Source organism: Prevotella pallens ATCC 700821 (assembly GCF_000220255.1).
Lineage (GTDB): Bacteria > Bacteroidota > Bacteroidia > Bacteroidales > Bacteroidaceae > Prevotella > Prevotella pallens.
The window spans coordinates 77314-92840 of record NZ_GL982513.1; the positions used below are offsets into that span (position 1 = coordinate 77314).

General features: G+C 36.0%; 9 protein-coding genes and 1 pseudogene. 7 read left to right on the plus strand and 3 right to left on the minus strand.

All coding sequences use genetic code 11. The features are described 5' to 3' along the window. Positions 1–22 precede the first annotated feature (22 nt). Positions 23–1462, minus strand: a complete 1440-nt coding sequence (locus HMPREF9144_RS00335; protein ID WP_006043770.1) for a C69 family dipeptidase — start codon at positions 1460–1462, stop codon at positions 23–25. A gap of 748 nt (positions 1463–2210) precedes the next feature. Between HMPREF9144_RS00335 and HMPREF9144_RS00340 the strand changes: the two genes are divergently transcribed. Further along, positions 2211–2960: a ThiF family adenylyltransferase gene (locus HMPREF9144_RS00340; RefSeq protein ID WP_006043771.1), complete on the plus strand. Its 750-nt coding sequence runs from the start codon at positions 2211–2213 to the stop codon at positions 2958–2960. A gap of 10 nt (positions 2961–2970) precedes the next feature. On the opposite strand, the gene HMPREF9144_RS00345 is transcribed toward HMPREF9144_RS00340, so the two are convergent. Both HMPREF9144_RS00345 and HMPREF9144_RS00350 read right to left on the minus strand, forming a co-directional pair. Then, positions 2971–3711 (minus strand): helix-turn-helix domain-containing protein, encoded by a 741-nt coding sequence (locus HMPREF9144_RS00345; protein WP_006043772.1) that lies wholly within the window; start codon positions 3709–3711, stop codon positions 2971–2973. Positions 3712–4105: 394 nt separating this feature from the next. After that, a pseudogene (locus HMPREF9144_RS00350) lies at positions 4106–4246 on the minus strand (helix-turn-helix transcriptional regulator); the annotation flags it as partial. 190 nt (positions 4247–4436) lie between these two features. Here HMPREF9144_RS00350 and HMPREF9144_RS00355 point away from each other — a divergent pair. From HMPREF9144_RS00355 to HMPREF9144_RS00380, 6 genes are all read left to right on the plus strand, one after another. Then, positions 4437–6740 carry a TonB-dependent receptor domain-containing protein gene (locus tag HMPREF9144_RS00355; protein WP_006043774.1) on the plus strand — a complete coding sequence of 768 codons (2304 nt, stop codon included), beginning with the start codon at positions 4437–4439 and terminating at the stop codon, positions 6738–6740. Between the two features lie 201 nt (positions 6741–6941). After that, entirely contained in the window at positions 6942–9236 is a 2295-nt protein-coding gene (locus HMPREF9144_RS00360) for a TonB-dependent receptor (RefSeq protein WP_249031143.1), read from the plus strand. A gap of 695 nt (positions 9237–9931) precedes the next feature. Further along, entirely contained in the window at positions 9932–11314 is a 1383-nt protein-coding gene (locus tag HMPREF9144_RS00365) for a DUF6242 domain-containing protein (protein WP_006043776.1), read from the plus strand. Positions 11315–11363: 49 nt separating this feature from the next. Beyond that, the gene (gene porG / locus HMPREF9144_RS00370) at positions 11364–12056 is read left to right on the plus strand and encodes a type IX secretion system protein PorG (protein ID WP_040595448.1); all 693 of its coding nucleotides are present in this window, start codon (positions 11364–11366) and stop codon (positions 12054–12056) included. A 61-nt stretch (positions 12057–12117) separates the two neighbouring features. Further along, the gene (locus tag HMPREF9144_RS00375; RefSeq protein WP_006043778.1) at positions 12118–12864 is read left to right on the plus strand and encodes an isoprenyl transferase; all 747 of its coding nucleotides are present in this window, start codon (positions 12118–12120) and stop codon (positions 12862–12864) included. A gap of 12 nt (positions 12865–12876) precedes the next feature. Next, positions 12877–15495 carry a BamA/OMP85 family outer membrane protein gene (locus HMPREF9144_RS00380; RefSeq protein ID WP_006043779.1) on the plus strand — a complete coding sequence of 873 codons (2619 nt, stop codon included), beginning with the start codon at positions 12877–12879 and terminating at the stop codon, positions 15493–15495. Positions 15496–15527 lie beyond the last annotated feature (32 nt).

Here is a 15527-nt window from a genome sequence, read left to right on the forward strand (position 1 = left end):
ATCGCTTTAGCAATATAACATATTATGCACCGTGGAAAAGATATTCAGCTTGTATATCCTTTGTTAGCTGAGTGAAGATTTTTTCTTGCAGACGATCGGCAAGTTCCATACCTTTTATAAGTATGCTGTCTGAAAATTCCTGCAGCATATCTTTGGCACGTAACGGTTGTGTCTTGTAAATTCGCAGATATTCTTCTTCCATTTCGCGCTGTCGTTGGTCGGTTTCTGCCTCAAACTTCAGGTAAGCTTCCTTTATAATGGGTGCATATTTGTTGTAGTTCACCATACCTAAAGTCATTACCTTACGGAATTTCCAATACGCAGAATCTACGCTCGCCTCGTTTGTTCCCTTCGTATAAGCTTCAGGATAAGAGGTTATGCCTTGATAGAGCGGAAGGAACAAGCCGAGATCTGCCATTCCCATAGCCACATAATTTACACAGCCAATAGCCTGTGGAAGTTCGGGACGAACTTGTAAAATGTGGGTTTGAGTGGTGCGGAAGATTGATACCGGACGATAAGGTTCCTTAGGATTGCTGTGCAAATAAGGGTCGTGTTCTGTGTTATCGTAGTGGAAACGGAAAGCGCGGCGCATGTCTGCAATGCTTATGGGCTGTTCGGCTTTTGCATAAACTGGGAAGGTGTTCTTAGTAACATCGTTCTTTATGCCGGGCGAGAACATTTTTTGTAATCCCCATACACGTGGATAGTTGTAAGTGGTGTCGAGCTTTATGTCGCGTGCATAAACCTCGTGAAAATCGAATTTCCCTTTCTTTGGGTCGTACAGTCCGCAGTTTTCAGCAAATTCCAGCAAGTCGTTAGATGCCATGTAGTTTTCTGAGTCTAACGGGTCGTAATCGCGGAAGCGGCTCTGGTTGCCTGTAACAAAATACTTATCCTTCGGCATACGACAAGCCAGCCAACGGTGTCCGCATGCAGTTTCCAAGTACCATATTTCCTTATTGTCTACAAAGCCTATACCGAAGCCTTCGGCAATACCATGTTTCTCAATCAACATACCTAACCGTTCTACTCCTTCGCGCGCTGTGCGAACGTATGGCAATACAACATTGAATACAGCGTTTTCAGCGACTCCTGTCTCTACAAGCGGATCGAACTTTAGCACTGCATCGCTGCTGAAGATGCTTTCAGTAGCACTCATACCCACGCCTGCCGTGTTGAAGCCTGCGCTTCCCCAGTGGTTTGGCAAGCAATAAGGTGCCAAAGCGCCATAACCTAAGGCTTCTTTAGGAAGTTCGCACCGAAATGGACTGTCTTTCGCTACATACTCCGTTGCACCTTCGACGGTATCCTCGTAAATTTCATAGTTTTTGGCTTCCATAGCGTCCCAGTCTTCCGACCGTGCCACAATCATAGAGCCATCGGCTGTCATATCTTGTCCCACAATAATAGTGGTGCATTCTGATGGCAAACTGCTTATCAATACTTTGTTTTCTTTCATAAATACATTTATTTTAAGATGTAACTTCGATAGGCAAATGTATGAAAAATAGTTGAATTGAGTGTATCCTTTTGTTGTTTTCTACTTAATTTACCTAATTGTAGGTAATTAGATTTTCAAAAACTAAACGCATATATGCTTTGTACCTATTTTCGTTTTTGCCTTACCAATATATTTATGTTACTTTTTCGTTATCCCACCATCTCTCAACTATCGTATATCTCGCTACACTCACTCGTTGAAATGGATAGACAGACTGAGAGATGGGCTTAAATATATTGATAATTAATTGTGAACACCTACTTAATGCAAAATAGTTGTATTGATTGTTTATACACAAACATTATATGAACATAAGATTGAATTGTTATGTATAGTACGATAAAATATGACGTCATATTTGTTCGTTTCAGATATCTATCAGTTGCGTTTCAGATATCTGAGACGAGAGTGACAGATATCTAAAATGCGACCAACAAACGAATGCTTTTCTGAAATCTTATTTTTGTCTCTGTAACTTATTGTATTACATCATCTTGTAACATTTCCCTTTCAGCTTATTCTAATTCGCTTTCCAAGTATGTGAGTGGCTGTATATCAGCCCATACATCTTGCAGGATATCGGGATAATAGCCTCCGATTATGTTATAAAATCTAAAATAATCAACAATGTAATTGATTATTACACTTTTGTGTAATGCATATATGCTTTATTACATCTACATTTGCCTAAAATAATTATTTCGTTATGGAAGAAAGATACAGCAGAAACAGGCTCTACGTGAGCAAAAGAGAACAAAGCATTATCAAGGATTATAAGATATTCCTTGGTGGTGCTGGTATTGGCAGTATTATTGCTGAATGCGCTTTAAGATTTGGTTTCGAACATATCACTATTGTTGATGGAGACAAGGTGGAGGAAAGCAACCTTAATAGGCAGAACTATACAGAGAATGACATTGGCAGATACAAGGCAGAATGTTTGGCAGAGCGTTTGCAAAGTATCAATCCTGATGCGCAGATAGATTACCATACAGAGTTCTTGACTCCTGATAACATCGAAGAGATGCTGAATGGTCATGATGTGGCTATCAATGCATTGGACTTTAAGGACGATACACCTTTTGTCTTTGATAGGATTTGCAAAGAAAGAAAAATCCCAGTACTGCACCCATACAACTTTGGTTGGGCTGGCTTTGTTACGATTGTAGACCCATTGGGGCATTCTTTATCAGAATTGGCAGACGATCCTAAAGGATTTGAATTAAAGGTAGCAGAGTATGTAACCGGGCATGGGGCTTTCTGGAATCAACCTAAAGAGTGGTTGGATAAAATCGTTACTCAATATAGAGAAGAAAGCGAAATGCTACCACCTCCACAACTGTCCATAGCATCATGGATTGCAGCAGGATTATGCACAACGGCAATGTACAATCTTGCTACAGGAAAACCTGTAAACTATTTCCCCAAATTCTATCTCTCTTCACTTTTGCCGTAAGTTATTATTTTCAGAAGAGTTTGTTTAAGGTAGCTCTTGAAATAGCTTCGGTGATATTCGCCACGCCTAATTTGTCAAAGGCGTGGCGTTTATAGGTTTTGATAGAATCTAACGAACGGCACATTTTGTCTGCAATTTCCGTCATGGTAAGTCCTGCTGCAGATAACCGCAGCACCTCAATTTCTTCTTCTTTTAAAGACACTCCTTCACACTCCTTCCATCGATGCCCCTCGAAAGAGTATTTCCAATAGTTTCTGAGCCCATTCTTGTGGAACTCTACATGCCCCACTGTTTTATGTGAAGATAGTGATACGACACACATACCAATCCATATCTTGCCCTCATCTGTCAATAGAATGGGAGTAAGCTGGTGATTAATCAACTTACTTTTTGTTCCACTCTTCAGATGAAAATGATATGACATGGAACATTGGTATTTATCAACATTGTCGAAAGTATCAAAGAACTTAAAACCACTTCTGTTCAATTCAACAAGCATTTTTTGCTCGTCTTCTGGTACATATTTCAAATAAAAACTATATCCCAATTCCTTCACCTCCTTTGCTGTATGACCACAAAGAAACAAAGGGTTGTCCGACACATAAAGAAATTCCTGCCTGTAATAGTCTATCAAATAAACACTCTGATAGGTAACACGAGCAAAAGCCTCTACGGTATGAATCAATGTTGACAATATATTTGAATCATAATCTGGTGCATTATGCACAGTGTTCGATGCTATAAAGATCACAAGTCCCTGCTGTTTTTGTCATGATACTGCACTGTAAAAATGCAAAGTTAGCATATCTTTCTAACATGTCAGCCTAATTACATAAAAATATTTAATATAAATGTGTTTTCCGCATCATGCCAACATAAACGTACATATCACACACAGCTTCAATTAGTATGGCATCGATATATTCCTAATAGTTTCGATAGGATTCAAAAGTTTATATTGAACTGCAATTAAACTTTACTAAAGGGTGCACGGAACAATAAGAACACGATAAATAGAGACCTCTGCCCCCTCATACTATTTGTCTATCTCAAATTTTAACGGTAGCAGTTGGTCAGAAAATAGTCATACATCTAAGAGCATACGGATGAAAGTTGAAAGAATGGTAGGTTTTGCAGAGGTCTCAGTCTATCAAATAAATGCTCTGATAGGTAACACGAGCAAAAGCCTCTACGGTTTGCACCAATGTAGAGAGTACATTGGAATCATAGTCAGGTGCATTACGCACGGTGTTCGATGCTATAAAGAAATCTTTTATGTCTGTCATATATGCTAAACGTGCTAAGGTTCTCTGATATATTTCACTACAAAAGTACATTTTTAATGTGGAATACCGCAAAAAGAATACACAAAAGTGTAAAAAACAAAGAGAGAGGAGCAAATTTACACAAAAGTATAATAGGTGATATTTGCATAAGAAGTATCTTTGCCGTATAAATCAAGAAACAAAAGAAATTATGAATACTAATAATAAGATACGAAGCATATTAATTATAAAATTTTTTATGCTTTCACTTTGTACTTTTGCACAAATAAAAGGAATAGTAAGAGAAAAAGATAGTAATTTACCTATGGAGTTTGTAAACGTTACCCTTCTTTCTGCATCTGATAGTGCATTTATAACAGGAACCACTACGGACTCTTTGGGTATGTTTATAATTCCAAACACTATAACCAATGGTATTATAAAGGTAAGTTACATTGACTGTAAAACCCAATTTAGGCAAATAATGCCTAAAGACACCTTATATAACTTCTTCTTACAGCCCAATGAAAACCTTTTAAAAGAAGTTATAGTAAAAAGAAAGACCTACTTACATACAGCAAAAGGTATTATTGCTAATATTGCTTCTGGTCCATTGAGCAAACTTGGTAATGGCTTAGATGTGTTATCTCATCTTCCCTTTATTATAAACAAGAATGGAAATATTAGTGTTTTGGGTAAAGGAAAGCCTTTAATCTTTATCAATAATAGATTGGTGCGTAATCTAAGCGAATTGAATCAAATAAATTCTTCTGATATTAAACGAGTAGAAATCATAACCAATCCTGGAGCTGAATATGATGCTACGATAAGTGCTGTGATAAAAATAATCACATCAAAACCAATAGGAGAAGGATTTGGCTGTTTGGCTAATGCAGGTTTAAGTATGGAGCGTAATTTGTCTCATTATAGTGGACTAAACATAAAATATCGCAAGAAAGAATTTGACCTTTTTGCGGATTTACAATATAATCGAACATCATCTAAGGCTAAGCAACTCTCGAATCGAAGTTTTTTAGCTCAGCAGGTAAATGAGAACATAGATATGCAAACTAACGCTCTTTCTTGGAACGGAACAGTAGGGCTGAATTACGAGCATAGAGATAAGTTAGCAATGGGTGCTATATACAAGTATACATCTTTACCCCATGAAAATTTCACAACTAATGATTATGTTGAAGTTAAATATATGGGACATCTTAAAGATTTTATTTCAAACGATAAAAGAAAATCTGTCATATACAGCCATTATATAAATAGTTATCTCTCTTATTATTTTACAAAAGACGCATATCTAAAGGTTGATTTTGATTATATGAATTCATCTAATGAGAGTAACCAAGATTATTCTCTTAATAGCGAGGAAATCCATTCAAAGAATCATAGTAACAATATGCTATATGCGTATCGTGCAAAGGTAATAAGTCCTTTGTTTGGTGGAACTTTGACATCTGGAACTGATGGAGCTTTTACTACAAATAAAAATCGTTATTCAATACTTGATGGTACAACCTTGCAAAATAGCCTATTACCTGCTTCCAATGTAGCTAAACAACAACTATATTCATTTTTCTCAGAATATGAAAAACCTTTTGGTACACACTGGGATATAAGTATGGGAATTAGGTTTGAATATATGAATTTTAATTATTATAACAATAGCAATAATTCTAAAAAAGATTCTCAGAAAGATAAAGGCTTTTATCCTTCTGCTGCCATTAATTATAAAAACGATAATGTACAGATGACGCTTGCATATCGTTATACGACATTACGTCCAAGTTATTTTATGCTTAGAAATTCAGTTGAGTATAATAATCCTTATGAATATGAGGGTGGGACTCCTAATCTTTTACCACAAAAAACTAATATGTTTTCATTTTCATTAGGGTGGAATGATTTTCAAGTAATGGCAAACTATTCTATTATGAAAAATAGCACTATGTATGTATACGATAGATACAATGGAAGTGATTCCATTGCCATTTTTCATACTCAGAATATAAAAAGCAACCAAACTTTTGATATTGCTTTATATTATTCACCGATATGGTTTAAAATATGGAGACCATCATTTACAATAGATTTTACTAAACCTTTTTTGGTTTACAATAACAGTAAATATAATAAGCCCATTTACTCCTTGCTATTCGATAATATAATAACCCTGCCTAAGCATTTCCAAATAGGAGTAGATATGAGCTTTAATACATGTGGGAATTTAGATACAGATTTAGCTTCTTACTCTCAGAATTTCAATTGTAACATTCATTGTGTAAAAGACTTCTTTAATGAAAAGCTACGATTAAAATTTGCAGTTAATAATTTATTTAACACAAGTCGCGAAAAGTGGAGTAAAAATACCAATAATATAATTTTAAATAAATGGAACGATGCTAATAGATGTACGTTTATCTTTACAGTAAGCTATCAAATAAATCCATCTAAAAATAAATATAGAGGGGAAAAATCAACTACTGAATTAAATAGACTATAAATGAGTATTGTATTTATAAAGCAACATAATCACACTTTGATGTTAAATTTAAGCAAACAACTAAGAATTATACTTTTGCGTAGTGAAAATAAAAAAATATTACCTTTGCAACATCGAAAGACAAGAAAAGTTGTCGGCATATCATGATGTTTACTCCAAAATTATAATAAGACAATACATATAATAAATAATATAATGTTTATGAAAAAGAAAATTCTCACGTTGCTCATGTCTGGCTGCTATGGTATTCTTGCTGCACAAACTACGGGTACGGTAGTAGATGAAAACAAGCAACCATTACCAGCTGCGACGGTTTCGTTGTTTCGTGAAAGCGAAAATAAGATGATTGATGGAGTGGTAACTGATATGAATGGTGGCTTTGAACTGAATACGCATGAAGGAGAGAACTATAGAATAAGGATATCTTTTGTTGGGTATTCTACGCAGGAAATTAAATGCCAAAACATTTCTAAGCACCTATCGGTAGGTACAATAGTGTTGGAACCAGATAGTAAGCAGCTTAATGGCGTGACAGTGACAGTCAACAGCGTAACACAAAAAGCTGACCGACAAATTATTATCCCTAATCAGCTTCAGCGAAAGACATCAAGCAATGGTTTTAATTTGTTGCAGCATCTTCAGCTTTCACGCATCTCAGTGAATACGCTTGACAGTAAGGTAACTACCACGATAGGAGATGCCGTAGAATTGCGTATTAATGGTGTAAAGGCGGAGATACAGGAGGTGAAGGCTCTCTTGCCAGCAGATGTATTGAAAATAGAATACTATGATAGTCCCGGTCTAAGATATGGAAATGTAGCTGCTGTAATTGACATTATCTTAAAGGAAAAGAAGAATGGAGGGAGTATCTCTGGAGAGTTGATGAACACTATCAATCCTTTAGGTATAGGAGATTATCAGCTATCGGGTAATTATCATATAGGTAAGTCAAACTTCAAGACATCTGTAAACTGGAATCGGCGTGATATAAACTGGTTACGTGAAAACATAGAAACTTTCAATGCAACGACACCCAGTATCAGGAACTATGAGATAGGGCAAAAGACAAAGGCACAATATGATAACATCAATCTATCCATAGGATACGATTACATAAATAGCGGAAACATATTGAGTGTTACTTTTCATGATTTATATAACAATACGCCGCATGCGGTATCTGATAGAAATTCTAAACTTATCCAGGATAGCAACACATTCGATATCATGGACCGCACCAAGTCAAGGAGCAACAATCCATCGTTAGATATTTATTATCAACATGAGTTTTCCAAGGATAAGCATCTTTTCTTTGACCTGATAGGAACATATATCAATACTAAAAACGACCGTTTATATCGCCAATCTCAGGGAAATGCTGTACAAGAAATAACATCTCATGTCGATGGTAATAAATATTCGGCTATAGCTGAAGTTATTTACGAGCAGAAAATCAAGTATTCGCGGTTGTCATTCGGTCTGCGACATCAGCAGATGTACACAAAAAATGCATACGATGGAAATACATCCTCAAGTGTAAAGATGAATACAGGTGAGAGTTATGCTTTTGGAGAATGGGCCTCAAAGTTAGGGAAACTGGATTATATGGTAGGTGTAGGTGCTATGAGAACCTATGTTAGCCAAGGAAATGCAAAACAGGTAAAATATATATTTCGCCCGACTATTCTGCTGGGGTATCGTTTCAACAATTATCTGTCAATACGCTATAAAGCCTATATGGGAGGGTACGCACCCTCACTTGCCGAATTAAGCGATGTTGAACAACACATAGATATTTACCAAATACGCCGTGGAAATCCAAATCTACAGGCGGTCAGATTTTTCTCTAATGAACTATCAATTAGCGTAGAAACAAAGTATATCAGTGCAGAATGGTTTACTCGTTATAGCTATGATGATAAACCATATATGGAAGAAACAACCTATTCGAATGGCTTCTATGTTAGGAGTTATGCCAATCAAAGAGGCTTCCATCGTCTGAACTCTCAAATAAACCTAAAAGTACAACCTTGGAAGGATTATATATCCATTCAATTAACCCCATTTGTCAATCGCTATATCAGCAATGGTAATACTTATACGCATACACATACCAACTGGGGCTTGCGTGCCAACTTAATGGGAATGTACAAGAATTGGTATGTAGGTGCCAATCTTGAGACAAGTTTTCATAGCTTGTGGGGGGAGACACTTAACAAAGATGAGAAATCACATAGTATAGTTTTTGGGTACAATAGAGAAAAATGGGGTGTAGAACTCCAGTTGCAGAACATCTTCAGTTCACGTTATGAAATGTCTGTAGAGAATCTTTCCCATCTTGCTCCTTATAATCAAATGGTATGGTCGAAAAATCTATGTAAGGTTTTTGGCATAGACTTTCATTTCAACCTAAACTTTGGAAAGCATGGCTCTGAGGTGAACCAACGTATTCATAACTCTGATACTGATGCAGGCATTGTACCAACAACGAAGTAGCAGATAAACATAAATTTACGTACAGATAAAGAGGTTTCGAAAATCCTTAAAAGAATAGATGTTATTAAATAGTCAGCCCTTAAAAGCCTAATATTCGGCTTTTAAGGGAATGACTATACTATCCGCCTTTGCCTACTATAGCGATTATGCTACCTTTGTGCAAAAAACTTATGTTTGTACTTAACGAAACAAATTTTCTCGGGTTTGTTACATTCCTGTAGTTACTATAAAATATCGACCGAACGATAATTGGTTCTTCCAATTGAACTACAGAAAGAATCTTACCCGGTCAAACTTTGCTCAGTTAAATTTTGGAGTTGTTTACCAAGAATTGCTTTCAATGGGCAAGTAAATATAAACTATGCTTTCACACCAAATATTTATTTGTTTACTGATTATACCTACTGTACAATCAAAAGAGCATTCACAGCTGGAATATGGGCGTAGCCACTTCGTTATTAAAGGATAGATAAAGCATCAATCTTCTGATATTTCTTGTCTATCAGTGGCCTGTAAGATTTTTGATCGGGAATACAATGGTCATCAGACTTACGTTATTTAGATGATTAGGCATTACTTAAAGAACTTAAAAATAGGCATTAAAAACAATAATTTACATAATAAACTATCAAAAGTGAGCAGTATCTAAAGAATTCTAAGTAAATTTGCACACAATATAGTATAATTATTGTCCGATGAAACATAAGATATATTCCCTTGTGGCAATGCTAACAATGGCACTTGCACTAACATCTTGCTTTAAAGAAGAAGAAAAAGTACCAGATAATAGTTCGCAAGCTACAGCAATTGTTGCTTTCTCTATTAAGGAAGTAAAGATTCTACACGATACCGTAAATGCAGCTGGAAAAGATACAGTTGTTGTTACCAAGTATAAGCCCACAACATATAGGTTCTATATAAATCAGAATAATGGAACTATCTACAACCCAGATTCATTGCCCTATGGAACAAAAGCAAAAGCAGTGCTTACAAACATAACTGCCAAGAGTAATGGAAAAATATTTATAAGACCGCTAACCATTGGTGTAGCAACGCCTTATAAAGAGAACGACTCTATCGATTTCTCACAGCCACGCATTATCGAAGTTTACTCACAGAATGGAGAATATCGCAAAACATACACCATAACAGTAAATGTACACAAGCAACGTGGTAACGAATTTAAGTGGAACACACTTAATGATAATACAAATTTTGCATTATTCGATGATGTGAAAATGGTCAGTTATAATAAAAAAATGTATGTGTTTGGCAAAAAAGGAAGTCAAACTATATGTTACTTCACAGCAGAGAACGATGGAAACACGTGGACACAAGTCCCAACAACATTCGGTGCCACAAGTTATAAAAGCGTAATTGCGACTGAAAATGGAATGTTTTTGCTTGACAATGGACAAATTAAACATTCGAACGATGGAGTAACTTGGACTACGGTAAGTACTGCTCCACTACAACAATTAGTAGCTGCAGGTGCAACAGAACTGTATGCACTATCGAATAGTAATACGCTTATGGTATCGAAAGATAATGGTGTAAGTTGGACTAACGAAGCATTAGATGCAAATTCTTCTTATCTGCCAACCAACGGCATTGGTTTTATATATCAACCATCGGCTACAGATAACCAAATAAGTAGAGTTACACTTTTCGGCACAAATACAACCAACAATTTCGTAGTGGCATGGACTAAACTAATTGATGGTACGAGTACATCTACAAGTTACAAATGGTCATTTGTTGAAACCGAAGTAAGTAGTGAGTTTCAACTACCTAAATACAACCATCTATCAGTGATTTATTACAACAATAAGGCTATGGCATTTGGAGTTACAGACAATGGCAAGTTTGCTCCAATTAAAGAAAGTATAAACAATGGCATAGTTTGGACAACCAATAAACATTATGTTTATCCAACAGAAACTCCATCAAGAAACTTTGCAATAGCAGCAGACAGTCAGAAATATATTTGGATTGTTTGTGGCAATAAGGTTTGGAAAGGCAGATTAAACAGTGAAGGTTGGAGTAAACAACAAACCGAATTTACAAGAAGTTATTAATGACTATAAGGCTCTATCGGGCAAACTGTCAAACTATAAAATAAAAGAAATGAAACGTATCCTTTTCTATATATTGTTCCTCTTAGCTTATGTTCCTATTCAGGCACAAGATGGTGAAGAGTACAGAATGGAATTGGGTGCAGGAATAGGAATGATGGGATACTTAGGCGACTTTAATAGTTCGCTAACAAAAAACCTTCAGCCAATGGGAACTGTATTAGCACGTTATGCGTTTAATCCGTATATGGGCTTAAAATTCAATATTTCGTATGGCAAGATAAAGGGAAAATCAAGCGACATCAAAACCTATTACCCAAAATTTGCTACAACACCTTACGAGTTTAATAATACATTAATAGATGTAGGAACTACATACGAATACAATTTCTGGCCTTATGGTACTGGAAGAGAATATAGAGGAGCGCAACGTTTAACTCCTTTTGTTTTTGGAGGATTAGGTGCTACTTATGTACAAATAAAGAACGGAGCCAAAAAATCGGCATTCTCTGCAAATGTCCCAATAGGAATAGGTGTTAAATATAAATTAGGCGAACGAACAAATATTGGATTGGAGTGGGCTATGCACTTTTGTTTATCTGATGAATTGGACGGACAAAAGGATCCATACGATATAAAAAGTAGTGGAGCATTTAAGAATACCGACTGTTATTCAACTTTACAACTTACCGTAACTTATAGCTTTATGGCTAAATGTAGAACGTGTCATAACGAAGACGAGTAAGATGTAGCTTTCCAGTTTATCGCATCTATAAATAAAGAAATAAAAACAATCTTCGAAAAATATGGTAGAAGAATTAGATATGAAACGCATTCCACAACATATTGCCATAATAATGGATGGCAATGGACGTTGGGCTACAGAACGCAATAACCCAAGATCGTATGGACATCAAGCGGGAGTAGAAACTGTGCGTCGAATAACATCAGAATGCACACGATTAGGTGTGAAATACCTAACATTATACACATTTTCTACAGAGAATTGGAATCGTCCGTCAGATGAAATAGCTGCACTTATGGGATTAGTGCTGACTTCTCTTGAAGACGAAATATTTATGAAGAATAATGTGCGCTTCCAAGTTATCGGAGATATTAAACGTTTACCTGTTGCCGTTGCCGAAAAGCTGAAAGAAACGATAGAACATACAGCAAACAACAATGCTATGACTATGGTTGTTGCACTAAGTTATTCGGCACGATGGGAACTTACAGAAGCAACAAAACAAATAGCAATAGAAGTACAAAAAGGCGAGCAGAAAGTAGAAGACATCGACGAGAATATTATAAATAAACATCTTTGTACAAACTTTATGCCCGACCCTGATTTATTGATTAGAACAGGAGGAGAGTATCGCATTTCCAATTACTTACTTTGGCAGTTAGCCTATTCGGAACTATATTTTTGCGATACTTATTGGCCAGACTTCAACGAAGCTGATTTGCATACAGCAATAGCCGACTATCAAAAACGGCAACGCCGTTTCGGAAAAACAGAGAAACAAATAGAAACAGAACAAAGAAACAAATAAGATACGCTATAAATGAGTAATACGAAAAAGGTCTTAATACTATTAGCTTTTATTCTTAGCTTTGGTTTGCAAATAAAAGCCCAACAGAAGATCGTAAATCCAATCATCTCATACGCCGCAAACCCACAAACATATAAGTTAGCTGGTATATCTGTGTCGGGAGTAGATGGCTACGAAGATTATGTTTTGATAGGAATATCAGGATTGTCTGTAGGACAGGATATAGAAATTCCAGGAACAGCTATAACAAATGCTGTAAAACGCTATTGGAAACATGGTTTGTTCTCTGATGTTTCAATCGCTGTAGATTCTTTGGTAGGAGATAACGCATATCTTCATATCTATCTAAAGGCACGTCCACGCATTTCTACCATTAACTATAATGGATTAAAGAAAAGCGAACGCGAGGATATGGAACAGAAGTTAGGTATTATGAAAGGAGGACAAATAACACCTAATATGATAGACCGTGCTCAGATACTTGCAAAAAAGTATTTCGATGATAAAGGATATAAAGATGCCACTGTGCAAATTAGACAACGCGATGATGTTACTGCAAAAAATCAGGTTATTCTTGATATAGACGTAGATAAAAAAGAAAAGAAAAAGGTACGTCATATTTTTATTGACGGTAATGCACAACTATCCGATAAAATAATAAAAGGAACTTTCTTTAAGAAGGGAGCTTTCACTAAAACAAACGAAGCAGGAAAACTTTCTACTCTTCTTAAAGCTAAAAAGTTTACTCCAGAACGTTGGACAGAAGATAAAAAGCATTTAATAGATAAGTATTACGAATATGGTTTTCGCGATGCTGCTATTTTAAAAGATAGTATTTGGAATGCAGACGATAAACATGTAAACGTATATGTTAAAGTAAACGAAGGAAAGAAATACTATATTCGTAATATCACGTGGGTGGGTAATACTGTTTATTCTACAGATTTCTTAAACTCATTACTCGACATTAAGAAAGGTGATGTTTACAATCAGAAATATCTTAATAAACGTTTGTCGGAAGATGAATCGTCTGTTGGTAACCAATATTGGGACCACGGTTATCTTTTCTATAACTTACAACCTACAGAAGTAAACATTGTTGGCGATTCTGTAGATTTGGAAATGCGTATCTACGAAGGACAACAAGCACGTATTAAACGTGTGCGCATTAATGGAAACGTTCGTATCTACGAAAATGTAGTTCGTCGTGAATTGCGTACAAAACCGGGCGATCTTTTCTCTAAAGCTGCACTAATGCGTACTGCACGCGATTTAGCTTCTATGGGACATTTCGACCCAGAGTCGGTAAATCCAGAACCAAAACCAAATTACGAAGATGGTACTGTAGATATAAACTGGAACTTAAAACAGAAATCGAACGACCAAATTCAAATGTCATTAGGTTGGGGACAGATGGGTGCTCTGCTACAATTAGGTTTAAAACTGAACAACTTCTCTATAGCAAATCTGCTGAAAAAGAATAAAGATCACAAAGGTTTCTTACCTATTGGCGATGGTGAAACTATGTCGTTAAATGCTCAAACAAATGGTAAGTATTATCAATCGTATGGTTTGCAATATGCAACAAATTGGTTTGGTGGAAAACGCCCTATTCAGTTTACATTAGGTGCAAACTTTTCTAAATCTACCGATTTAAATTCCAGCTATTACAACCGTAGTTATATGGAGAATTATTATAACTATATGTATGGTGTAGGAAATTATAATTATAATAACTACGAAAATTATCTCGATCCAGATAAATACATTCAAATATGGGGTTTCTATGCTGGTTGGGGTAAACGTTTAAGATGGCCAGACGACTATTTCCAGTTGTCTTTACAATTATCTTACCAACGTTATATCTTAAAGAATTGGCGCTATTTCTTTGTAATGTCTAATGGTACAGCCAATAATTTAAGTTTGAACATAACGCTCAATCGTAGTTCTACCGACAACCAACTATATCCACGTACAGGTTCCGAATTTTCTGCCTCGTTATCAATTACACCACCATGGTCTAAATTCGATAAGAAAGATTATAAACATCTTGCCAACGACCGTTTTTCAGCAACTTATCAGGAAGAACAACAAGAAAAATACCGTTGGGTAGAATATCATAAGTGGAAGTTTAAGGCACGTACCTTTACTGCTCTCAATAATGGCAACAAATGTTTCGTGCTAATGACGCGTATAGAATTTGGTTTATTAGGAAGCTACAACAAGTATAAAAAGAGTCCATTTGAAACATTCTATATGGGAGGTGATGGTATGAGTGGATACTCTTCTAATTATGCACAAGAAACTATTGGTTTACGAGGTTACGAGAACGGACAACTTACACAACACGGAGAAGGTTATGCTTACGAACGTATGACTCTTGAACTTCGTTATCCATTCCTTTTGGGTAATACCACCATTTATGGTCTTGGTTTTGTAGAAGCTGGTAATGCTTGGACAGAAACTTCTAAGTTTAATCCATTCGATGTAAAACGTTCTGCAGGTATAGGTGTACGCATTTTCCTTCCAATGGTTGGTATGATGGGTATCGATTGGGCATACGGTTTCGATAAAGTATTTGGTAAAAGAGGAGGAAGTCAGTTCCACTTTATATTGGGACAAGAATTCTAACAACTTAACAATGCTACTCTTTTAGCGGCAGC

Excerpts from the sequence above, each read along its gene's own strand:
- HMPREF9144_RS00335 (WP_006043770.1), bottom strand. The coding sequence starts at position 1,462 with ATGAAAGAAAACAAAGTATTGATAAGCAGTTTGCCATCAGAATGCACC.
- HMPREF9144_RS00340 (WP_006043771.1), top strand. The coding sequence starts at position 2,211 with ATGGAAGAAAGATACAGCAGAAACAGGCTCTACGTGAGCAAAAGAGAA.
- HMPREF9144_RS00355 (WP_006043774.1), top strand. The coding sequence starts at position 4,437 with ATGAATACTAATAATAAGATACGAAGCATATTAATTATAAAATTTTTT.
- HMPREF9144_RS00360 (WP_249031143.1), top strand. The coding sequence starts at position 6,942 with ATGAAAAAGAAAATTCTCACGTTGCTCATGTCTGGCTGCTATGGTATT.
- HMPREF9144_RS00365 (WP_006043776.1), top strand. The coding sequence starts at position 9,932 with ATGAAACATAAGATATATTCCCTTGTGGCAATGCTAACAATGGCACTT.
- porG (WP_040595448.1), top strand. The coding sequence starts at position 11,364 with ATGAAACGTATCCTTTTCTATATATTGTTCCTCTTAGCTTATGTTCCT.
- HMPREF9144_RS00375 (WP_006043778.1), top strand. The coding sequence starts at position 12,118 with ATGGTAGAAGAATTAGATATGAAACGCATTCCACAACATATTGCCATA.
- HMPREF9144_RS00380 (WP_006043779.1), top strand. The coding sequence starts at position 12,877 with ATGAGTAATACGAAAAAGGTCTTAATACTATTAGCTTTTATTCTTAGC.